The organism is Streptomyces sp. NPDC020681 (genome assembly GCF_044334895.1).
GTDB lineage: Bacteria > Actinomycetota > Actinomycetes > Streptomycetales > Streptomycetaceae > Streptomyces.
In genome coordinates, this window is sequence record NZ_JBIRTX010000016.1 from 59674 (window position 1) to 78789 (window position 19116).

The 19116-nt window shown below is 70.1% G+C and carries 22 protein-coding genes and 1 riboswitch; of the genes, 12 read left to right on the top strand and 10 right to left on the bottom strand.

Annotation, left to right across the window (positions count from 1 at the left end):
• Positions 1 to 36: 36 nt before the first annotated feature.
• Together ACH4YL_RS30605 and ACH4YL_RS30610 are read right to left on the bottom strand one after the other, a co-directional pair.
• On the bottom strand, positions 37 to 270 hold the full coding sequence (locus ACH4YL_RS30605; RefSeq protein ID WP_398510709.1) for a ferredoxin: 234 nt from the start codon (positions 268 to 270) through the stop codon (positions 37 to 39).
• Positions 270 to 1748, bottom strand: a complete 1479-nt coding sequence (locus ACH4YL_RS30610; protein ID WP_398510710.1) for an aldehyde dehydrogenase — start codon at positions 1746 to 1748, stop codon at positions 270 to 272. Before ACH4YL_RS30610 ends, ACH4YL_RS30605 begins: the two co-directional genes overlap by 1 nt.
• A 265-nt stretch (positions 1749 to 2013) precedes the next feature.
• Between ACH4YL_RS30610 and ACH4YL_RS30615 the strand changes: the two genes are divergently transcribed.
• Positions 2014 to 2637, top strand: a complete 624-nt coding sequence (locus tag ACH4YL_RS30615) for a hypothetical protein (RefSeq protein WP_398510791.1) — start codon at positions 2014 to 2016, stop codon at positions 2635 to 2637.
• 61 nt (positions 2638 to 2698) lie between these two features.
• Here ACH4YL_RS30615 and ACH4YL_RS30620 read toward each other — a convergent pair whose 3' ends face one another.
• Positions 2699 to 2875 (bottom strand): hypothetical protein, encoded by a 177-nt coding sequence (locus ACH4YL_RS30620; RefSeq protein WP_398510711.1) that lies wholly within the window; start codon positions 2873 to 2875, stop codon positions 2699 to 2701.
• 192 nt (positions 2876 to 3067) lie between these two features.
• The gene (locus ACH4YL_RS30625; protein ID WP_059420476.1) at positions 3068 to 3457 is read right to left on the bottom strand and encodes a hypothetical protein; all 390 of its coding nucleotides are present in this window, start codon (positions 3455 to 3457) and stop codon (positions 3068 to 3070) included.
• 70 nt (positions 3458 to 3527) lie between these two features.
• Here ACH4YL_RS30625 and ACH4YL_RS30630 point away from each other — a divergent pair, with 70 nt between their 5' ends.
• Entirely contained in the window at positions 3528 to 4442 is a 915-nt protein-coding gene (locus ACH4YL_RS30630) for an IS982 family transposase (protein WP_398510712.1), read from the top strand.
• Between the two features lie 18 nt (positions 4443 to 4460).
• Here the strand turns inward: ACH4YL_RS30630 and ACH4YL_RS30635 are convergent, their stop codons facing one another.
• A complete protein-coding gene (locus tag ACH4YL_RS30635; RefSeq protein WP_398510713.1) occupies positions 4461 to 4823 on the bottom strand; it encodes a DUF4180 domain-containing protein in 363 nt (120 codons plus the stop codon).
• A 66-nt stretch (positions 4824 to 4889) separates the two neighbouring features.
• On the opposite strand from ACH4YL_RS30635, the gene ACH4YL_RS30640 reads away from it, so the two are divergent.
• From ACH4YL_RS30640 to ACH4YL_RS30650, 3 genes are all read left to right on the top strand, one after another.
• Complete coding sequence (locus tag ACH4YL_RS30640) at positions 4890 to 5402, top strand: GNAT family N-acetyltransferase (protein ID WP_398510714.1); 513 nt, start codon at positions 4890 to 4892, stop codon at positions 5400 to 5402.
• A 128-nt stretch (positions 5403 to 5530) separates the two neighbouring features.
• Positions 5531 to 6565, top strand: coding sequence for an MBL fold metallo-hydrolase (locus ACH4YL_RS30645; protein WP_398510715.1), 1035 nt, complete (start codon positions 5531 to 5533; stop codon positions 6563 to 6565).
• Positions 6566 to 6662: 97 nt separating this feature from the next.
• Positions 6663 to 6803, top strand: coding sequence for a hypothetical protein (locus ACH4YL_RS30650; RefSeq protein WP_398510716.1), 141 nt, complete (start codon positions 6663 to 6665; stop codon positions 6801 to 6803).
• A 28-nt stretch (positions 6804 to 6831) separates the two neighbouring features.
• Here the strand turns inward: ACH4YL_RS30650 and ACH4YL_RS30655 are convergent, their stop codons facing one another.
• Positions 6832 to 7026 (bottom strand): hypothetical protein, encoded by a 195-nt coding sequence (locus ACH4YL_RS30655; protein WP_398510717.1) that lies wholly within the window; start codon positions 7024 to 7026, stop codon positions 6832 to 6834.
• A gap of 142 nt (positions 7027 to 7168) precedes the next feature.
• Positions 7169 to 7288: riboswitch (cobalamin riboswitch) on the top strand.
• A 121-nt stretch (positions 7289 to 7409) separates the two neighbouring features.
• On the opposite strand from ACH4YL_RS30655, the gene ACH4YL_RS30660 reads away from it, so the two are divergent.
• From ACH4YL_RS30660 to ACH4YL_RS30685, 6 genes are all read left to right on the top strand, one after another.
• A complete protein-coding gene (locus tag ACH4YL_RS30660; protein ID WP_398510718.1) occupies positions 7410 to 8639 on the top strand; it encodes a prenyltransferase/squalene oxidase repeat-containing protein in 1230 nt (409 codons plus the stop codon).
• On the top strand, positions 8639 to 9298 hold the full coding sequence (locus ACH4YL_RS30665) for an SCO2322 family protein (protein WP_398510719.1): 660 nt from the start codon (positions 8639 to 8641) through the stop codon (positions 9296 to 9298). Before ACH4YL_RS30660 ends, ACH4YL_RS30665 begins: the two co-directional genes overlap by 1 nt.
• Positions 9295 to 10419 (top strand): energy-coupling factor transporter transmembrane component T, encoded by a 1125-nt coding sequence (locus ACH4YL_RS30670; protein WP_398510720.1) that lies wholly within the window; start codon positions 9295 to 9297, stop codon positions 10417 to 10419. The genes ACH4YL_RS30665 and ACH4YL_RS30670 overlap by 4 nt, the downstream gene beginning before the upstream one ends.
• Complete coding sequence (locus tag ACH4YL_RS30675; RefSeq protein WP_398510721.1) at positions 10416 to 12134, top strand: ABC transporter ATP-binding protein; 1719 nt, start codon at positions 10416 to 10418, stop codon at positions 12132 to 12134. Before ACH4YL_RS30670 ends, ACH4YL_RS30675 begins: the two co-directional genes overlap by 4 nt.
• Positions 12098 to 12982, top strand: a complete 885-nt coding sequence (locus ACH4YL_RS30680) for an ECF transporter S component (RefSeq protein ID WP_398510722.1) — start codon at positions 12098 to 12100, stop codon at positions 12980 to 12982. Before ACH4YL_RS30675 ends, ACH4YL_RS30680 begins: the two co-directional genes overlap by 37 nt.
• 281 nt (positions 12983 to 13263) lie before the next feature.
• Positions 13264 to 13722: a transglycosylase SLT domain-containing protein gene (locus ACH4YL_RS30685; protein WP_398510792.1), complete on the top strand. Its 459-nt coding sequence runs from the start codon at positions 13264 to 13266 to the stop codon at positions 13720 to 13722.
• A 160-nt stretch (positions 13723 to 13882) separates the two neighbouring features.
• Here ACH4YL_RS30685 and ACH4YL_RS30690 read toward each other — a convergent pair whose 3' ends face one another.
• Both ACH4YL_RS30690 and ACH4YL_RS30695 read right to left on the bottom strand, forming a co-directional pair.
• Complete coding sequence (locus ACH4YL_RS30690; protein WP_398510723.1) at positions 13883 to 15202, bottom strand: alpha/beta hydrolase; 1320 nt, start codon at positions 15200 to 15202, stop codon at positions 13883 to 13885.
• 97 nt (positions 15203 to 15299) lie between these two features.
• Complete coding sequence (locus ACH4YL_RS30695) at positions 15300 to 16469, bottom strand: steroid 3-ketoacyl-CoA thiolase (RefSeq protein WP_398510724.1); 1170 nt, start codon at positions 16467 to 16469, stop codon at positions 15300 to 15302.
• Between the two features lie 272 nt (positions 16470 to 16741).
• Here ACH4YL_RS30695 and ACH4YL_RS30700 point away from each other — a divergent pair, with 272 nt between their 5' ends.
• Positions 16742 to 17989, top strand: a complete 1248-nt coding sequence (locus ACH4YL_RS30700) for a cytochrome P450 (protein ID WP_398510725.1) — start codon at positions 16742 to 16744, stop codon at positions 17987 to 17989.
• On the opposite strand, the gene ACH4YL_RS30705 is transcribed toward ACH4YL_RS30700, so the two are convergent.
• Complete coding sequence (locus ACH4YL_RS30705; protein WP_398510726.1) at positions 17976 to 18161, bottom strand: DUF397 domain-containing protein; 186 nt, start codon at positions 18159 to 18161, stop codon at positions 17976 to 17978. The genes ACH4YL_RS30700 and ACH4YL_RS30705 overlap by 14 nt on opposite strands.
• The gene (locus ACH4YL_RS30710; protein WP_398510727.1) at positions 18136 to 18969 is read right to left on the bottom strand and encodes a Scr1 family TA system antitoxin-like transcriptional regulator; all 834 of its coding nucleotides are present in this window, start codon (positions 18967 to 18969) and stop codon (positions 18136 to 18138) included. Before ACH4YL_RS30710 ends, ACH4YL_RS30705 begins: the two co-directional genes overlap by 26 nt.
• Positions 18970 to 19116: the final 147 nt, after the last annotated feature.

The following is a 19116-nucleotide window of genomic DNA, read 5'->3' on the forward strand; positions in this document are numbered from 1 at the left end:
TACGGGGCTCGACTACGGGGCTCGGGATCTGCTCGGCTACTCCTCCGGCGGGAAGACCGGCTCGCCGCTCTCCAGCAGCGTGATCGCGATCGCCTCCACCGGACAGCTCTCCGCCGCGGCGAGAATCAGCTCGTTCGCGTCGGCCTCCGCAGCCCGAGGATGCGACTGCCGCGCCGAGTCGAGCTCAAACCCGTCGGGCGCGTTTCCGACGCACATCCCGGAGCCGATGCACACACTCCGGTCGACCTCGACATGCCACCGGTCCCCCATCACGCGCTCCCGGCGACGTTTCCCGCCACGTGGCCGGCCGGCAGATGGATCATCTTGTGCTCCAGGAACGAGCTGTATCCCTCGGGCCCGAACTCCCGCCCCAGACCGGAGTTCTTGTAGCCGCCGAACGGCCCGAGCATGTCGAGACTGAAGGTGTTGACGTTGTACGTTCCCGTCCTGACCTGCCGTGCGAAGTCGATGCCGTGCTCGACGTCCGCCGTCCAGACGCTGCCGCTGAGCCCGTAGTCGGAGTCGTTCGCGATCTTCGCGGCCTCGCTCTCGTCCCCGTACGGCAGCAGGCAGATCACCGGCCCGAAGATCTCCTCGCGGGCGACGCGCATCGCGTTGTCGACGCCGCCGAAGAGCGTCGGCTCGACGTACCAGCCCTGCTCGAGGCCCGCCGGACGCCCGCCGCCGGTGAGGATCTTGGCGCCTTCCTCCTGCCCGATCCTGATGTAGTCGAGCGAACGCTGCTGCTGGCGCTGCGCGACCAGCGGCCCGACCTGGGTCGCCGCGTCGAGCGGGTCGCCGACCACGAGCGCGGAGGCCGCGGCAGCGAACGCCTCGGCGATCTCGTCGTAGCGCCCGCGCGGCACGAGAATGCGGGTCTGGGCAACGCACGCCTGCCCGTTGTTCATCCAGGCGGCGGGCACGATCCCGGCGACCGCCGACTCCAGATCCGCGTCCGGCAGGATCACCGCGGCGGACTTGCCGCCGAGCTCCAGCGTGACGCGGGTGAGGTTGCGGGCGGCGACCTCCATGACGCGCTTGCCCGCCCCGACCGAGCCGGTGAAGGAGACCTTGTCGATGCCGGGATGGCCGACGAGATACTCACTGACCTCGCGGTCGGCCGGCAGGATCGACAGGACGCCCTCCGGAAGTCCCGCCTCCTGCGCGATCTCACCGAGGATGTACGAGTCGAGCGGCGACTCCGGCGACGGCTTCAGGACGACGGTGCACCCGGCGAGCAGGGCCGGCCCGAGCTTGGCGGCGGCGGTGAACTGCGGGACGTTCCACGGCACTACGGCCGCGACCACGCCGACCGGCTCCCGGCGTACGAGAATCGGCCCGAGCACTCCGGACCGCTGCTCCTCGTGCGTGAAGTCGCGGGCGACGGTGATCGCCGAGTCCCAGACCATCATCGCGCCGAGGGCCTGGGCGAGGACGCTCCAGGAGTACGGCGATCCGTTCTGCGAGCTGATGGAACGGGCGATCTCCTCGTGCCGTACGGCGATCGCGTCCTTGATGCGACCGACGACGGCGATCCGCTCCTCGAGCGTCGTCCGCGGCCAGGGCCCGTGGTCGAAGGCCTGGCGGGCGGCGGCCACGGCACGGTCGACATCCGCGCGGGAAGCGTGCGGCACGCGGCCGATGACCTGCTCGGTGTGCGGCGAGACGACCTCGATGGTCTCGCCGCCGAGAGGATCGGTGAACTCCCCGCCGATGAACAGCTTTCCGTGTTCCACAAGCTCGGTCATGGCTGCTGCCTCCCGCGGCCCGGCACCACTGTCTGACACTGTTTCAGAACTGATACCAGTTCTAGTTAAACTAAGCCAGACTTGAGACCAAACAGGTCCCCACCAGCTACTTTGCCACTGGTGGGGTGGACGGCGGTTGGACAACCCAGCTGTGTCCGGCGATTGAGCCCTCATCAGGTCCTACCTCAGCGGGAGCGCCCTCATCCGCAGTGCGGATACGGTCCGCCGCAGGGGACGAAGCGCGGCCGCCATGTCCAGGGCCAGCATGTACGTCATGACGACACCGACCGCCCTTCTCCCCACCTCCACACCCGCAGCCTCCGCACCTGCGCCTGTCTGGGCTCGCCGCGCCGCCCACACCATCGCTCTGTGCGCAGTCCCGTCCGGCCTGTGGCGCATCGCCATGGCATCCGGTGTTTATGTGGGCTACAGCGACCAGGTGCTGCGCGACGTCTTCGACATCCCGGGCTGGGGCATCGCATACGTCGTCGGCCTCTCCGTCCTTGCCGAGCTGGCCGCTCTCTTTCCGCTGCTGCTCGTCAGCGACCGGTGGCGGCCGCTGCGCCCCAGGGTCCTCGCCCCGCTGGCCTGGACCGCGTCGGGCGTCCTGGTCCTGGTGGCACTGTGGCAACTCGTGGTCGCTTTCACCGTCGAGAGCCAGACGTACATGTCGAGCGGTACGGCACAGACCGTCTGGGCCCTCGCCTTCGCTCCCCTGTTTGCCATCCCGGCCCTGATGACCGCGGTGACCTGGTCGTACGCAAAGCGGAACCGGGCCAGGGTCGGCCTGCGTCGCAGTCGGTCGATTTCCGTAGCGACGATTGTGACCTCGTCGCCGGCCCGGACGACATCCGCTGGGGCCTCCACGGGCGTCGACGCGAGCTCTTGAAGACGCGGTCTGCAAATGCCTGGAAGGGGTCCGGCTCCATCGCTCGCGGGAGGCGGTCCCGCTACAAGGCGTTGCGGGTGAGCCACTCGTTGGGGTCGTACGTGTCCTTCGCGGGGTCCGGCACGGTGGCCGGAAGCTCCTGAACCGTGTCCTCCAGCCGTATCGGCTCCGGCAGACTGCCGAACCGGGCCCGCCGTGCCGCCTCGGCGGCGTCCTGATCGTTCTGCGCGTTCGTCACCTTGTCGCCTCCTTGGCTTCCGTAACGCCGGACGGGAGCCGGCTGTTCCCTGCGGCCGAGAGAAGGACGGGTCCTAGATGATCAATTCCAAGGGATGCCTGCGGAGGGTGTGGGGCGGGCGGCGGCCGAAGCCACCGCGCGACGGTCAGGCGGCGGGCTGCCGGCCCTGGTTGTCGAGGTGGCAGCGGGCGGTCAGGCGTCAGGGTCGACTTCGGGGTGCGTGAACCGCACGGGCTTGCCCAGCGACCGGGCGTAGGCGATTTCGGCTCGGGTGCTGTCTCCGATGTAGTCGCCGACTACGAGCACCTCATCAGCGAGCCGGATCTTCGCCCGGTGCAGATCGTCGAGTCGAACCTTCAGCGCCTCGGCCTCGACAGGGTCGGACCAAAGTTCGTGCGGCGACTTCATGTCACAGCCCGGTTTGACGACAATCTTTCCGGCTTTGGTCTCCCGCAGATCGGCCTCGGTCATCTCGGTCATGAAGCGGGTGGAGCCGCAGATCACGACGATACGCGGGAGGCTCAACAGCTTCTTCGCGTCGGCGAGCTTCTCCTCGGGGGTGAGCAGTTGCGGGTATGACACTGGTTCCTCCTGGTGGTGTGGTCCAAGGGGCGCCTGCGGAGACGAGAACGAGGATGTCCAAGATCGTTTTGTGACGAACGATGTGGACACCCTCGCGACAGCACTCTATGCGACGACCGACGACATGCTGAAGGAGCATCCCGACCTGGCGCCGTGGCGCCCGCAGGTCGGCATTACGCCCCGCCTGAGCGATGCCGAACTGGTCACCCTCGCCACGATGCAGGCCATACTCGGCTACACCTCCGAGGCCAAATGGCTCCGCCATGCCCGTGCCCACCTGCGCCACCTCTTCTCCTACCTGCCCCAGCAGCCCGGCTACAACAAGCGGCTGCGCAAGGCCGCCGGTCTGATGCGAAGCGTCAACCGGATCCTGGCCACCACCACCTCGGTGTGGAGCGACGACGTATGGGTCGTGGACTCCACCCCGGTGGAATGCGGCCGCTCCCGCGAGACCGTCAAACGCTCCTACCTGGCAGGTTGGGCCGAATACGGCTACTGCGCCAGCCACAGCCGCTTCTTCTGGGGCCTGCGCCTGCACCTGGTCTGCACCCTTCAGGGCCTGCCCATCGCCTTCGCCCTGACCGGGGCCAAGGCCGACGAACGCGAGACCCTCCTTGACCTCCTGGCAGCCGAATGCGAGCTTCTGCGAGAGCGCCCCCGACAGACTCTCATCGGCGACAAGAACTACTTCGGCCGTGGTTTCGAACGCGAACTGTCCGAGCATGGAGTCCAGTTGCTGCGGCCTGCCCGTAAAGGTGAACGGGAGCGGCCTGGTGCAGCCCTGTTCAAGCCGCTGCGACAGGTCATCGAATCGATCAACGAGACCTTCAAGGGGCAGCTTGACCTCGAACGGCACCGAGGGCGCACACCCGGAGGTGTCATAGCCCGCGTCATGCAACGCATCCTCGCGCTGACCGCCGCGATCTGGCACAACGACGCCACCGGACAAACCGTCCTACGCTCACTGATCGCCTACGATCACTGACCCCTTGGAATAGATCATCTAGTTCTCCAGTCGCTCCCGCAGCGCATCGAGGTCGTCGAGGAACCACGTCTGCCGTCCCCGGTTGCACTCGACGACGAAGTCCTGCAAGGCCGAACTGGCGTCCGTGTGGCGGGAGATGTCGCCGAGGACGACGACGCCCAAGCGGTAGTTGACGAACTTCTGGATGATGTCCCCCGCGACGCGGGTACGCAGCCGGAAGAACGACTCGTCGAGCCGTCCGGCGGGGATGACGACCCACTGGGCACCCTGATAGCCGGCATCACCGATCAGGTCCAGGACGTCACGTTCGCTGCCGATGGGCTCGCCCTCGAGGGCGCACATCATCACGGGCACATCATGGATCGTCTGCAGGGTGGTCATGGCTGCCGAGGCTAGATCCTCCGACAGGCTGCGGCCACTCGAGGGTGCGTCATTACGCTTGCGGCTATGCCTGCCTATCCGCCGATGCCGTTCCAACTGGACACCGACCGGCTGACGTTGCGGCCATGGGCCGAGTCCGATGCCGACGATCTCCGCGCGCTCAAGGCCGAACGACGCGGCGGCACCGACGGGACGCCGGCGCTTGAGGACACCCGGCAGCTGATTGCCACCCTGCTCGCCACGACGGCGCGGACGGGGATCGCTCTGTTGCCCGTCCAACGCCGCGACGCGGGCGACTTCATCGGATACTGCGGGCTGATCGTCGGCCGCTCCACCGTCGACGAGCCGGAGATCGCGTACGAGCTGTTCCGGCATGCCCATGGACGCGGCTACGCGACCGAGGCGGCCCGCGCCGTGCTCGACGCCGCGACCGCGACCGGGCGGACGCGGGTCTGGGCGACGGTGAGGTCCTGGAACGCGCCCTCGCTCCGCGTCCTCGAGAAGCTCCGATTCCGGCGGGACCGCGTCTCGACGGACGACGAAGGCGAACTCGTCTGGCTCACCCGCGCGCTCCCATGAGACGCAGCGCCGTCTAACTCACCCTCCCGGAGAAACGGTCGACTTGGGCGACCATTGGAACCAGTTCTAGTTATAGTGACCGAGGTCGGGACACAACGGCCGTGCTGCCGAAGAGAGATGAGAGCCTCATGACGCAGGTGACCGACCACGGCGGAGGCGTCTGGTCCATCTCCGTGCCCATCCCGGACAATCCCCTCGGGCACACCCTCGTCCATCTCCTCGACACCGACCGCGGGCCCGTCCTCATCGACACCGGATGGGACGACCCGGCCTCCTGGGACACGCTCACCGCCGGGCTGGACTCGCTCGGAGTGGCCGTCAGTGATGTCCATGGTGTGGTCATCACGCACCACCACCCCGACCATCACGGGCTGTCGGGCCAGGTCCGGGACACGTCCGGAGCGTGGATCGCGATGCATGCCGCGGATGCCTCCGTGGTGCGCCGGACGCGGGAGGCCGAACCCGGGCGCTGGCTGGACTACTTGGCCGAGAAGCTGGAGCGGGCCGGAGCGCCCGACGAGCACATCGCGCCGTTGCGGGAGGCCCGCGACAAGGGGCGGATGCGGACGTTGCCGGGGCTGCGGGCCGCGTTGCCGGATCGGGAGATCGTGCCCGGCGACCTGCTGGATCTCGCCGGGCGGCGGCTGCGGGCGATCTGGACGCCGGGGCATACGCCCGGGCATGTCTGCCTTCATCTGGAGGAGGACCATCCGGCGAAGCGCGCGGGCAACGGGCGGCTGTTCTCCGGCGATCACCTGCTGCCGGAGATCACTCCGCACATCGGGCTCTACGAGGACCCGGACGACGCCACCGTCACCGATCCACTGGGTGACTATCTGGATTCACTGGAGCGCATCGGGCGCCTCGCGCCCGCGGAGGTCCTCCCGGCTCATCAGTACGCCTTCCCCGACGCGGCCTCCCGGGTACGGGAGTTGCTCGCGCATCACGAGGAGCGGCTGACCGGACTGCTCGCGCTGCTCGTCGAGCCGCTCACGCCCTGGCAGGTCGCCGAGCGGATGGAGTGGAACCGGCCCTGGGAGCAGATCCCGTACGGATCGCGGAACATCGCGGTCTCGGAGGCGGAGGCGCATCTGCGCAGGCTGGTCAAGCTGGGGCATGGCGAGGTGCTCACCGGAGAGCCGACGCGGTACGTGGCGGTGTGAGGCCGACGGTCCGGACTCACCACTGCCGGCTCAAGCCTCGGCACACTCTTCACGCCGTGTCCGGCCCGGATCTCGTTCCGCCAGCGCGCTCACGCCGGTGACCACGAGCGCGATCACCACGCCACCCAGGACGGCCGTCGAGGGATCCGCCCAGTCGAGTACGACCGCGGACAGTGCGGCCGTCACGCTGTATCCCACGCCCGACACCGCGTACATCACGGAGTATCCGGCGGCGTGAGCGTGCTCGGGGAGCCGCTCCCGCAGACTCAGGCTGCGCGAGAGGCCACCTCGCCCAGCACGTACGCGGATGCCAGCGTCGCACCGAGCGTGTATCCGCCCGGACTCTCACGGCTGAAGAACACGAAGGCCAGCGGTGCCATGGCCACGGGAGCCTTGCTCGCGAGCGCGACTAGGGACCAGACCAACAGGTCCCTGGTCAGCAGGTCCCGGTAGCGCGGCACAACTCCGGGCTCCGTTCCACTCGTTGGCGTGTCCGTACAGCCTGCACGACGAGCACGACGCGGGCACGGGCCGGGAACCGTTTCCTTTACCCGACGCGGAGCCGGGATGCGGCCAAGGCGCGCCGGTGACCGGCCGGTAGAGTGTGCAAGTCGTCATCACGCCCGTACGGGGGGAAGCCGGTGCAAATCCGGCACTGACCCGCAACCGTGAACCGCCGCGACAGGCGGTGAGTCGGAATGCCCCGTACAGAACGTGACCGGCTCGCGCCGCCGGCAGCCCGCCGGTGGCCGGCACCGTCGAGGAATACGGGGCCGGAGCCCAGGTGCCTCAGCGTGCCCGTGCCCGGCTCCCGCAGGAATCCCGCAGGAGAGGCCCGCCCGCCATGACCACCGTTCGCCGTCGCCGCAGCGCCCTCGCGCTCGCCGCATCCGCCGTACTCTGCGTGGCCATCGCACCGGCCGCCGTGGCCGCGCCGACCCCGACGCCCACCGCCGTGCTGCCGTCCGGGCTGTACGGAACCGGCGACCCGACCTACGACGGTGTCTGGCGGCAGTCGCTGGCGCTGCTCGCGCAGGACACGGTCGGCGTCAAGCCCGCCGGCAAGGCCGTGGACTGGCTGACCGGTCAGCAGTGCGCCGGCGGCGCGTTCCCGTCGTACCGCGCGGATGCCACCAAGCCGTGCGACGCCAAGCTGCCTCTGGACTCGAACGCCACCGCCGCCGCGGTGCAGGCGCTCGCCGCGCTCGGCGGGCAGGACGCCACGGTCAAGAAGTCCGTCGACTGGCTGAAGTCCGTGCAGAACGCGGACGGCGGCTGGGGTTACAACCCGGGCGGGGCCAGCGACGCCAACTCCACGTCCATCGTGATCGGCGCGCTCGCCGCGTCGGGCGGGAAGCCGGCGGAGACGAAGTCCAAGGGCGGCAAGACGGCGTACGACGCGCTGCTGACCTTCGCGCAGCCGTGCGGTGGCAAGGACGCGGGCGCGTTCCTGTTCCAGCCGAAGATGGCGGGCGTCGTCGCCGACTCGACGGCGGCCGCGGTGCTCGGTGCGCACGGCAAGGGGCTGGTGGTGACCGCGGGCGCGACGGACGAGAAGGGCACGGCCTGCGAGAAGGCGACGACGATCGAGGCGGCGGCGCACAACGGCGCGGCGTACCTCGCGACGGCGCTCGCGAAGACCGGGCACCTCAACACGCCGCCGATGCCCGGCTCGACGGACCCGGCGGAGAAGCCGGACCACGGCAACACCGCGGACGCGGTCGTCGCGCTCACCGCGCAGGGCCTCGGCGACCAGGCGAAGAAGCCGCTGGAATGGCTCCAGCAGAACTCCGCGGCGTGGGCGAAGGAGTCGGGCCCGGCGGCGTACGCGCAGCTGATCCTCGCGGCGCACGCGGCGGGCGCGGACCCGAAGAGCTTCGGCGGTACGGACCTGGTGGCGGGTCTGAATGCGACGGGTCCGGCTCCGGAAGCGACGGAGCAGGCCGAGGCCGCGGATGAGAAGAAGGACGACTCGGGGTCCGGCGCGGGAGTCTGGTGGCTCGTCGGTGCCTTCTTCGCGGCCAGCGTCGGCGTGGGCATCCTCTTCAGCGGCCGCCGCAAGAACCAGCAGTGATGCGCACCCGACCGCGCTCGCCGGGCCTCGCGCCGGCCCTCGCTCTGGCCCTCGCGCTCGGCGCCGTACTGACGGTGCTGGGCGCGGGGCCGGCGCACGCCGCGGGGTACCGCTACTGGTCGTTCTGGATCGGCAGCGGGACGACCTGGGCGTACGCGACCGAGGGGCCGGCGACCGCGCGGCCCGCGGACGGTTCGGTGAACGGCTTCCGGTTCTCCGTGAGCGAGGACAGCGGGGATTCGGCGCGGCCGAGGAGGGCGCCGGACTTCGCGGCGATCTGCGGTGGTACGCCGCCGAAGCCGGGCGCGAAGCGGGTCGCGCTGGTCATCGACCCAGGCACCGCGGCGGACGCGCCGTCCGGCGAGACCCCGCCCGCGGCCCGGGTGGCGTGTGCGCAGGTACGCCCGGACGCGACGAGTGCGGAGGCTCTGGCGGCGGTGGCGAAGCCGCTGCGGTACAACAACCAGGCGCTGCTGTGCGCGATTTCGGGCTACCCGGAGGCCGGTTGCGGCGAGCAGGTGTCGGGCTCGCGCCCGGCGACGGACGAGCCGGACGACTCGGGCGGCGGCGGCCCGTCGCTGGGCATCGTCGCGGGCGCCGCGGCGGTCCTCGCGCTGGGTGCGGCGGCGGTCTGGCAGTCCCGCCGCCGCCGACGATGACCTCCGCGTTCCTGGCCCGCTTCCGCGCTCCCGAGGCCGGCCGCAGCAACGCCCTGCACGCCGGCGCCTGGTGGGTCTGGGCCCTTGGGCTGGCGACCGCCGCCTCGCGGACCACCAATCCGCTGCTCCTCGGGCTCCTCGTCGGCGTCGCCGGATACGTCGTCGCCGCCCGGCGGACCGACGCGCCCTGGGCCCGTTCCTACGGCGCGTTCGTCAAGCTCGGGCTCGTCGTCCTCGTCGTCCGAGTGCTGTTCTCCGTCGTCCTCGGGTCGCCGATTCCCGGCACGCACGTCCTCGTCACGCTGCCCGAAGTCCCGCTTCCCGACTGGGCCCGTGGCATCCGGATCGGCGGGCGGGTCTCCGCCGAGCAGATCGTGTTCGCGCTGTACGACGGGGCGAAGCTCGCCACCCTTCTCATCTGCGTCGGCGCCGCCAACGCCCTCGCCAATCCCGCCCGGCTCCTCAAGTCCCTTCCGGGCGCGCTGTACGAGGCCGGTGTCGCCGTCGTCGTCGCCATGACCTTCGCGCCGAACATGGTCGCCGACGTCGTACGCCTGCGCACCGCCCGCCGACTGCGCGGCAGGCCCACCGGCGGTGTCCGAGCGATCGTGCAGATCGGACTGCCGGTCCTGGAGGGCGCGCTGGAGCGGTCCGTCGCCGTTGCCGCGTCGATGGACGCGCGGGGGTACGGACGTACGGCACAGGTCCCGCCCGCCGTCCGCCGTACCACCGCGGCCCTCACGCTCGGCGGTCTCCTCGGCGTTTGCGCCGGTTCGTACGGGCTCCTCGCCGCGGAAGGTGCCGCGTACGGGCTGCCGCTCCTGGGCGCGGGGCTCGCCGCCGCGACCGCCGGGCTGTGGCTCGGTGGCCGTCGGCAGGTCCGCAGCCGCTACCGGCCGGACCGTTGGGGTGTGCGGTCCTGGCTGGTGGCCGGGTCCGGCGCGGCGGTCGCCGCGGTGCTGATCCGGGCGGGTATGTACGACCCGGAGGCGCTGCACCCCGGCGTCGTACCGCTCACCGCGCCGACGCTGCCGCTGTGGCCGGCGGCGGGGATTCTGATCGGCCTGCTGCCGGCGGTTGTCGCGCCACGACCCGCGACGGACTCGAAGGAGAACCCGTGATTCGGTTCGACGATGTGTCGGTGACCTATGGCGATGCGGCCGAGCCTGCCGTCGCCGGTGTCGATCTGACCGTGCCCGAAGGCGAGTTGGTGCTGCTCGTCGGACCCTCCGGGGTCGGCAAGTCGACATTGCTGGGTGCGGTTTCCGGGCTCGTACCGCACTTCACCGGCGGTACGTTGCGTGGCCGCGTCACCGTCGACGGGCGCGACACCCGCACCCACAAGCCGCGCGAACTCGCCGATCTCGTCGGCACGGTGGGCCAGGACCCGCTCGCCCACTTCGTGACCGACGTCGTCGAGGACGAGCTGGCGTACGGCATGGAGTCGCTCGGCCTCGCGCCGGAGGTGATGCGGCGGCGCGTCGAGGAGACGCTGGATCTGCTGGGGATGGCCGATCTGCGCGACCGGCCGATCGCGACGCTGTCCGGCGGGCAGCAGCAGCGGGTGGCGATCGGCTCGGTGCTGACTCCGCACCCGAAGGTGCTGGTCCTCGACGAACCGACGTCCGCGCTGGATCCGGCGGCGGCGGAGGAGGTACTGGCGGTGCTGCAACGGCTGGTCCACGACCTGGGCACGACGGTGCTGATGGCGGAACACCGGCTGGAGAGGGTGGTGCAGTACGCGGACCAGGTGGTGCTGCTGCCCTCTCCCGGCGCGCGTTCGGTGGTGGGCGCGCCCGCGGAGGTGATGGCCCTGTCGCCGGTGTATCCGCCGGTGGTGGGGCTGGGTCGGCTCGCGGGCTGGAACCCGCTGCCCTTGTCGGTACGGGACGCTCGGCGTCGGGCGGGTGCGTTGCGGGAGCGCCTGGGGAAGAGCCCCGAGCCCGGCGCACCCAGCGCGGGCGAAGCCGGCCCGGCCGACGGGCCGAGCTTCGCCGGCCGGGCTGACACGCAGGCGACCGCAGGGCGCACGGGGGGCTGGGGGCTTGCCCCCAGGTTCGGGAAGGGGCGGGGAGGGGAGCAAAACAGCCCCCTCGGCGAGGCCCTCGCGCTCACCGTCCGGCACGGGCGCGTCGAGGCCCTCCGCAACCTCACCTTCACCCTCTCCCCCGGCGAAACCGTCGCCCTCATGGGACGTAACGGTGCCGGCAAGTCCACTCTCCTGTCCGCCTTCGTCGGCATGGTCGAGCCCACCTCCGGCACCGTGGCCGTCCGCGGCCGGACACCTCACCGCACCAGCCCCCGCGAGCTGATCCAGCACGTCGGGCTCGTGCCCCAGGAACCGCGCGATCTGCTGTACGCGGACACCGTCGCCGCCGAGTGCGCGGCCGCCGACGCGGACGCGCAGGCGCGGCCCGGGACCTGCCGGGCGCTGGTGAGTGAGCTGCTGCCCGGCGTGCCGGACGCCACCCATCCCCGGGATCTCTCCGAAGGGCAGCGGCTCGCGCTCGCGCTGGCCATCGTGCTCACCGGGAGGCCGCCACTCCTTCTGCTCGACGAGCCGACCCGCGGTCTGGACTACGCGGCGAAGGCCCGCCTCGTGCGGATCCTCAAAGGGCTGGCCGGCGAGGGCCACGCGATCGTCCTCGCCACGCACGATGTGGAACTGGCCGCGGAGCTCGCCGACCGGGTGGTGATCCTCGCCGACGGAGAGATCGTCGCGGACGGGCCGACGTCCGAGGTCGTGGTGTCCTCGCCGGCCTTCGCGCCGCAGGTCGCGAAGATCCTCGCGCCGCAGAAGTGGCTGACCGTGACCCAGGTAAAGGAAGCACTGTGAGCGCGCGGCCCATCCGGCTCGGGCCACGGGCCATCGCCGCCCTCGGCCTCATCGGCGCGATCGGCGTCGTCGCCTTCGGCTGGCCGCTGCTCGCCGACGCGGACTCCGGGCTCGCGCACTCCGCCGACGCGCCCTGGCTCTTCGCCGTGCTGCTCCCGCTCCTCGTCGCCGTCGTCGTCGCGACGATCGCGGACTCCGGGATGGACGCCAAGGCCGTGGCGATGCTCGGCGTGCTCGCCGCGGTCGGGGCGGCGCTGCGGCCGCTCGGGGCCGGGACCGCGGGCCTCGAGCCCATGTTCTTCCTCATGGTGCTGAGCGGCCGGGTCCTCGGCCCTGGCTTCGGCTTTGTGCTCGGCTCGGTCACGATGTTCGCGTCCGCGCTGCTCACCGGCGGTGTGGGCCCATGGATGCCGTTCCAGATGCTCGCGATGGGCTGGTTCACGATGGGCGCGGGCCTGCTGCCGGGCTCCGACCGGCTGCGCGGCCGGGCCGAGCTGCTGATGCTCGGCGCGTACGGGGCCGTCGCGGCCTTCGCGTACGGCACGATCATGAATCTTCAGGGCTGGACCTATATCGGCGGCATGTCCTCCGGGGTCTCCTTCCATCCCGGCGATCCCGTCCACGAGAACCTGGTCCGCTTTCTCGCCTACTGCGCGGCGACCTCCTTCGGCTGGGACCTGGGCCGGGCCCTGCTCACCGTCGTGCTGACGCTCACCATCGGGCCGACCGTGCTCAAGGCGCTGCGCCGGGCGACCAGGCGCGCCAACTTCGAGGCGCAGGTCACATTCGAGGGCCCGGGAGGGTCCCGGGCGGGTGAGCCGCCCCACAGGCCGAAAGTCCCGTACTAGGCGGGATAGGAGTCGCCGAGAGGCCCGCGCGACCCCCAAGATCCGCGCTGTGACCTGCGCGGAAGGGGCCCGTCAAGCCCCCTGTCCGATTCGCCCTACATGCGAGCTCCACTAGTAATGAAGGTGTTTGCGACCGGGGTGGACGGCCAGCTAGAACTGTCGAGTCGCAAGGCGCAGTCGTGCTCGTCCACGGGCAGCAACGCGTCTGGCAGGGGGCCGAAACCCACGTACACACGTGACTTCGGCATGCCTGCGCGACCGTCCTGTTCCCGACGTTAGGTCTGTCTGTGTCCCGCTCCGTCATCCGCCGCATCGCCAACCGCCCGAAGACCGCTCTGGTCGGCTCCGCCCTCGTGGTGAGCTCCGCCGCCATGGTGATCGGCGTCAACCCGGCCACGGCTTCCGCCGCCCCGGCGCAGGCTCCGGCCAAGGCGTCCGCGGCCGCCGCTTCCGGCTCCGCCAAGGCGATCGCGAAGCAGATGATCAAGGACGACGCGCAGTTCCAGTGCTTCTCCAACATCGTTTCGCACGAGAGCGGCTGGGACGCCAAGGCGTCCAACCCGTCCAGCGGTGCGTACGGCCTGGTGCAGGCGCTGCCCGGCGGCAAGATGGCCTCTGCCGGCTCTGACTGGAAGACCAACCCCGCCACCCAGATCGAGTGGGGCCTGGACTACATGAAGGACCGCTACGGCAGCCCGTGTGGCGCCTGGTCCGCCTGGCAGTCCCAGGGCTGGTACTGATCAGCCGCTGATCGGCCGCTGATCAGTCTCCTAGGGCCTGTCGGCTGGATCTTGCCGGGCTCGCGTGCCCTGGCACCGCGCCTCGCCGCGTTGTCGTCGGTCGGCATGGCTCCGCCATGCCTCCCTCCTCCGCCTTGCGATACACGGCACCAGACCCCGCTCACTGATCCGGCCTGATCCAGACGACAGGCCCTAGCTCCACCGCGTTGAACCAGGACACGATCTTGGGTTCCGCGCTCTTGAAGGCCCCGAAGTGGTCGACCTTTCCCTGGTCGAGCACCGGGGCCTTCGTGCTGTGCGCGGCGAGGTGCCGTGCGCAGCTGCGCGCGTTCGAGATCGGCACGTCGGTGTCGCCGGACGCGGTGTAGAGCCGTACGGGAGCCGCCGGCTTCCAGCCACAGGCTCCGTCCTGTGCGCGCAGCGCCCGCAGCAGTCCGCCTTCCGGCCGCCGCACCTGCCGGTAGAAATCGGCGGTGAGCAGCTCCTTCAGCGTGCCGGGCAGCGCCTTGACGATGTCCTCCTCCGCGTGGCTGCCGTCGAAGAGCTGCTCGATCCGTGCGGCGTACGGCTGCCGGAAGGCGTCGGCCGGTGTCCGGTAGACCGGATGGATGCGGTTCTGCGCGGTGAGGAAGTACGCCAGATAGAAGACGGCGCTCGTGTCGTTGACGCTGCCGTCGAAGATTCCCGGCAGCTCGGCGTTGACCAGGTCGTACGGCCCCGACACGGGCGCGAGCGCGCGCAGCCGCAGCCGCGGGTCCGCTCCTTTGTGGAGCGTACGGCCGAGGGCCATCGCGACCTGCCCGCCCTGCGAGAACCCGGTGGCGTACACATCGCCGGTCAGCGGCCGCCCGAGCATGCGGGCCGCCGTCCGGGACGCCCGCAGCATGTCCACCGTCGCGGTCACGGCGGACGCGGTGTCCATGTACGGATGGCGGCCCGGGCCCATGCCGAGCCCGAGGTAGTCGGGTGCGGCGACGGCCCGGCCCGCCGATGCGTGCAGATAGGGCGCGAGCCGTCCGAGGCCCTCGCCGACGGAGGGTGCGTTGTCGCGGTGGGCCATGGTGCCGTGCGTGTCGGAGACGATGCCGACCGTGCGCCGGCCGCCGTCGGGGAGGACGAACAGGCCGGTGGCGAGGGTGGTACGGCCGTACGGGTCGGTGGTGCGGTACGTGAGCCGGTACGCGCGCACCCCGTACCGCACGGACGCGGCGTCGAGCCCCGCACGCGCCACGAACTGCGCGACCTGTGCGTGGTCGAGCGCGCCGATGGGCTTCATGTGGAGCAGCGACCCGCGGCCGGGTAAGCCCGTGGGCCGGTTGGCCGCGGCAGCGGTCGGGGTCGGGGTCGGGGTCGGGGCGGCATCAGCCGAAGCTGAGGCCGGGACGGCGGAGGCGATCGTGCCGATCGCGACGGCGGTCGCCACGGCGGCGACGCATCGACGGGTACGTGCGGAACGGGCGCTTCGGGGGTGTGAGTTCATGCCTACGACGGTAGGAACCGGCGGCTCCGCAGGACATCCGAGCAGCCCCCGTACGGAGGGTGCACTCGTCACCACCCTCCGTCTCGCCCCAGGCCCCCTACAGACGCTGGATGATTGTGCCCGTGGCGAGCGCGCCGCCCGCGCACATGGTGATCAGCGCGAACTCCTTGTCCCTGCGCTCCAGTTCATGCAGCGCCGTGGTGATCAGCCGCGCTCCCGTCGCACCCACCGGATGCCCGATCGCGATGCCGCCGCCGTTGACGTTGACCTTCTCCAGGTCCTGCTCGAAGACCTGCGCCCAGCTCAACACCACCGAGGCGAACGCCTCGTTGACCTCCACCAGGTCGATGTCCCGCAGCGACATGCCCGCCTTGCCGAGAACAGCCCGTGTCGCGTCGATCGGGCCGTCGAGGTGGTAGTGCGGGTCCGCGCCGACCAGCGCCTGGGCGACGATACGGGCCCGCGGCTTCAGCTTCAGGGCGCGCGCCATCCGCTTCGACGCCCACATGATCGCCGCCGAACCGTCCGAGATCTGCGAGGAGTTGCCGGCGGTGTGGACGGCGGTCGGCATGACCGGCTTCAGCGCGGCCAGCGCCTCCATGCTGGTGTCCCGCAGGCCCTCGTCGCGGTCAACGAGCCGCCACATGCCCTGGCCCGCGGCCTGCTCCTCCTCGGTCGTCGGCACCTGGACCGCGAACGTCTCGCGTTTGAAGCGCTCCTCGGCCCAGGCAATCGCCGCCCGCTCCTGCGACAGCAGCCCGAGCGAGTCGACCCGCTCGCGGGTCAGCCCGCGGTGGCGCGCGATCCGTTCGGCCGCCTCGAACTGGTTGGGCAGATCCACATTCCACTCGTCCGGGAACGGCTTTCCCGGCCCGTGCTTGGACCCGCTGCCCAGCGGCACCCGCGACATCGCTTCGACGCCGCAGCTGATCCCGATGTCGATGACGCCGGCCGAAATCATGTTCGCCACCATGTGGCTGGCCTGCTGCGAGGATCCGCACTGACAGTCCACGGTCGTCGCGGCGGTCTCGTACGGAAGTCCCATCGCCAGCCACGCGTTGCGCGCGGGGTTCATGGACTGCTCGCCGGCATGAGTGACAGTTCCGCCGACGATCTGCTCGACGCAGTCGGCGTGGATGCCGGTGCGGCCGAGGAGTTCACGGTAGGTCTCGCCCAGCAGATAGGCGGGATGGAGATTGGCGAGCGCGCCTCCGCGCTTGCCGATGGGGCTGCGTACGGCTTCGACGATGACGGGTTCCGCGGCCATGAGCTCGTCCTCTCCTGCACGTGCGCGGGGCGTCCCGGCGCCACCACGCGGGAACTAGTACGCGTTCTAGTTCTCCCAGCAGTCTTATGAGTGCTACCGCCGGTACGCAAGGGTCTTGCACGCCCTCGCTGCACCCATGCGCCGCAACAGTTCCCGCCGCGACTCTTGCGACTTGTAGAACTCGTTACTAGCTTTCGGTCAATTCTGATGGGTCGTCAGAGAAAGTCAGAGCTGTGTCCTTGACACCGCCGCCGCCAGACCTGGAGTTGCCGATGTCCTCCTGCCCCCATCTGCCCGAAGGCTTCGACTTCACCGACCCCGATCTCGTCCAAGCCCGCATCCCCCACCCCGAGTTCGCCGAGATGCGGCAGACCGCGCCGGTCTGGTGGTGCAGCCAGCCGGCGGGCATCTCCGGCTTCCAGGACGAGGGCTATTGGGTCGTCACCCGGCACGCCGACGTGAAACACGTCTCCACGCATCCCGAACTCTTCTCCTCCAACACCAACACGGCCGTCATCCGCTTCAACGAGTCCATCAGCCGCGACCAGATCGAGGTCCAGAAGCTGATCATGCTCAACATGGACCCGCCGGAGCACACCCGAGTACGGCAGATCGTCCAGCGCGGCTTCACTCCCCGGGCGATCCGGTCGCTGGAGGACGCCCTGCGCTCGCGCGCCCGCGGCATCGTCGAGACCGCGCTGGCCGGCGCGAAGGACGACGGCAGCTTCGACTTCGTCACCAACATCGCGGTGGAACTGCCGCTCCAGGCCATCGCCGAGCTCATCGGCGTACCGCAGGAGGACCGCGCCAAGATCTTCGACTGGTCGAACAAGATGGCCGCGTACGACGATCCCGAGTACGCCATCACCGAGGAGATCGGCGCGGAAGCGGCGATGGAGATCGTCTCGTACTCGATGAACCTCGCCGCCGCGCGCAAGGAGTGCCCGGCGAAGGACATCGTCAGCCAGCTGGTCGCAGCGGAGGACGAAGGCAACCTCTCCAACGACGAGTTCGGCTTCTTCGTGATCCTGCTGGCGGTGGCGGGCAATGAGACCACGCGCAACGCGATCAGCCACGGGATGCACGCGTTTCTCACCCACCCCGAGCAGTGGGAGATCTACAAGGAGCAGCGGCCGGAGACGGCGGCGGAGGAGATCGTGCGCTGGGCGACGCCGGTGATCTCGTTCCAGCGCACGGCGACGCAGGATGTCACCCTCGGCGGGCAGGAGATCAAGAAGGGCGACCGCGTCGGGATCTTCTACTCCTCCGCCAACAACGACCCCGATGTTTTCGACGAGCCGGAGAAGTTCAACGTCACGCGCGACCCGAACCCGCACCTCGGCTTCGGCGGCGGAGGCCCGCACTTCTGCCTCGGCAAGTCCCTTGCCGTGATGGAGATCAACCTGATCTTCAACGCGATAGCGGACGTCCTGCCGGACCTCAGGCTGGTCGGAGACCCGCGCAGGCTGCGCTCAGCGTGGCTGAACGGGATCAAGGAGCTCCAGGTCAGCGTCGGTTGAGCGAACCGACGAAGGCGGCGAAGGCGGGGCGGGAGAGGGAGAGGACGGGGCCGGTGGGGTTCTTGGAGTCGCGTACGGCGACGGTGTGGGGCGCCGGCTCGGCGATCTCCACGCAGGAGCCCCCCTGGTCGCTGCTGTAGCTCGACTTACGCCACTGCGTGTTGCTCCCCATAGCGTTCCTCCATCACAAGCCGGATCAGCTTCGCCGAGTCCGGGATGGACAGGGCAGCAGCCTGGAGGTGATCGTAACGGAGCGAACAGTCCTTGAACGTATCCGGGTTGGCTGTCGGATGGCCCGCTCCGTAGCCCTCGGTGTAGACGATGGACGGGTCGCCGACGAACCGGAAGAGGTCGAACGGGCCAGTCAGTCCGGCATGGGCTCCGGTCGCGTACGGCAGCACCTGGATGTTCACCCTCGGGTCCTCCTCGTACGACAGCAGATGGGCCAGCTGTCCCCGCATGACCTCCGGGCCGCCGATCGCCTGGTACAGCGCAGCTTCTCCAACGATGGCCCACAGCACCGGCGGCTGCTCTTTGTCCAGGATGCGCTGGCGCGCGAGCCTGACCGCAGTTCGGTCGTCCAGCTTGGACTTGTCCAGAGTGCCGAGCACAGCGCGGGCATACGCCTCGGTCTGGAGCAGGCCATGCACGAGGTGCGTGTGGAAGGTGAAGACCTCCGTCGCCCGAGCCTCAAGCTCTGCGACCTGCTGGAACCACGCCGGGAGTTGGCTCCGCAACACCAGCCCCAGCAGCCGGGACAGTAATCCGCCCGTCCCGAGCGCCACATCAACCCGCTCGCTGAACTCCGCCGTCGGCAGCTTCCTCGCCGTCTCGATCTGGCCCACCAGCGACCCCGTGTAGCTGATGACCGCGCCGAGCTGCTTCTGCGTAAGCCCGGCCGCCTCCCGGTATCGGCGCAGCTCGTAGCCGTAGTAGTCGAGCGGCGACGCGCTCGGGTCGAGGACGTTGACTTGGCTCATGGCGGGCATCCCCTCGTTCAACTACACCAATGACAGGGCACGTTGTGTCCGGGTCGTAGCCGAGAGTAGTCAAGGTGAAGTCGCTCAAGTGGCGGAACCGGCCAAGTGGGAGGATCCTGACTGGATCGCGACGATCCATCCCCAGGG

What these genes read in the sequence shown, in the direction of transcription:
- ACH4YL_RS30700 (WP_398510725.1), top strand. Translation starts at nt 16,742, where the DNA reads ATGTCCTCCTGCCCCCATCTGCCCGAAGGCTTCGACTTCACCGACCCC.
- ACH4YL_RS30665 (WP_398510719.1), top strand. Translation starts at nt 8,639, where the DNA reads ATGCGCACCCGACCGCGCTCGCCGGGCCTCGCGCCGGCCCTCGCTCTG.
- ACH4YL_RS30645 (WP_398510715.1), top strand. Translation starts at nt 5,531, where the DNA reads ATGACGCAGGTGACCGACCACGGCGGAGGCGTCTGGTCCATCTCCGTG.
- ACH4YL_RS30690 (WP_398510723.1), bottom strand. Translation starts at nt 15,202, where the DNA reads ATGAACTCACACCCCCGAAGCGCCCGTTCCGCACGTACCCGTCGATGC.
- ACH4YL_RS30615 (WP_398510791.1), top strand. Translation starts at nt 2,014, where the DNA reads ATGTACGTCATGACGACACCGACCGCCCTTCTCCCCACCTCCACACCC.
- ACH4YL_RS30670 (WP_398510720.1), top strand. Translation starts at nt 9,295, where the DNA reads ATGACCTCCGCGTTCCTGGCCCGCTTCCGCGCTCCCGAGGCCGGCCGC.
- ACH4YL_RS30605 (WP_398510709.1), bottom strand. Translation starts at nt 270, where the DNA reads ATGGGGGACCGGTGGCATGTCGAGGTCGACCGGAGTGTGTGCATCGGC.
- ACH4YL_RS30710 (WP_398510727.1), bottom strand. Translation starts at nt 18,969, where the DNA reads ATGAGCCAAGTCAACGTCCTCGACCCGAGCGCGTCGCCGCTCGACTAC.
- ACH4YL_RS30640 (WP_398510714.1), top strand. Translation starts at nt 4,890, where the DNA reads ATGCCTGCCTATCCGCCGATGCCGTTCCAACTGGACACCGACCGGCTG.
- ACH4YL_RS30610 (WP_398510710.1), bottom strand. Translation starts at nt 1,748, where the DNA reads ATGACCGAGCTTGTGGAACACGGAAAGCTGTTCATCGGCGGGGAGTTC.
- ACH4YL_RS30635 (WP_398510713.1), bottom strand. Translation starts at nt 4,823, where the DNA reads ATGACCACCCTGCAGACGATCCATGATGTGCCCGTGATGATGTGCGCC.
- ACH4YL_RS30660 (WP_398510718.1), top strand. Translation starts at nt 7,410, where the DNA reads ATGACCACCGTTCGCCGTCGCCGCAGCGCCCTCGCGCTCGCCGCATCC.
- ACH4YL_RS30695 (WP_398510724.1), bottom strand. Translation starts at nt 16,469, where the DNA reads ATGGCCGCGGAACCCGTCATCGTCGAAGCCGTACGCAGCCCCATCGGC.
- ACH4YL_RS30705 (WP_398510726.1), bottom strand. Translation starts at nt 18,161, where the DNA reads ATGGGGAGCAACACGCAGTGGCGTAAGTCGAGCTACAGCAGCGACCAG.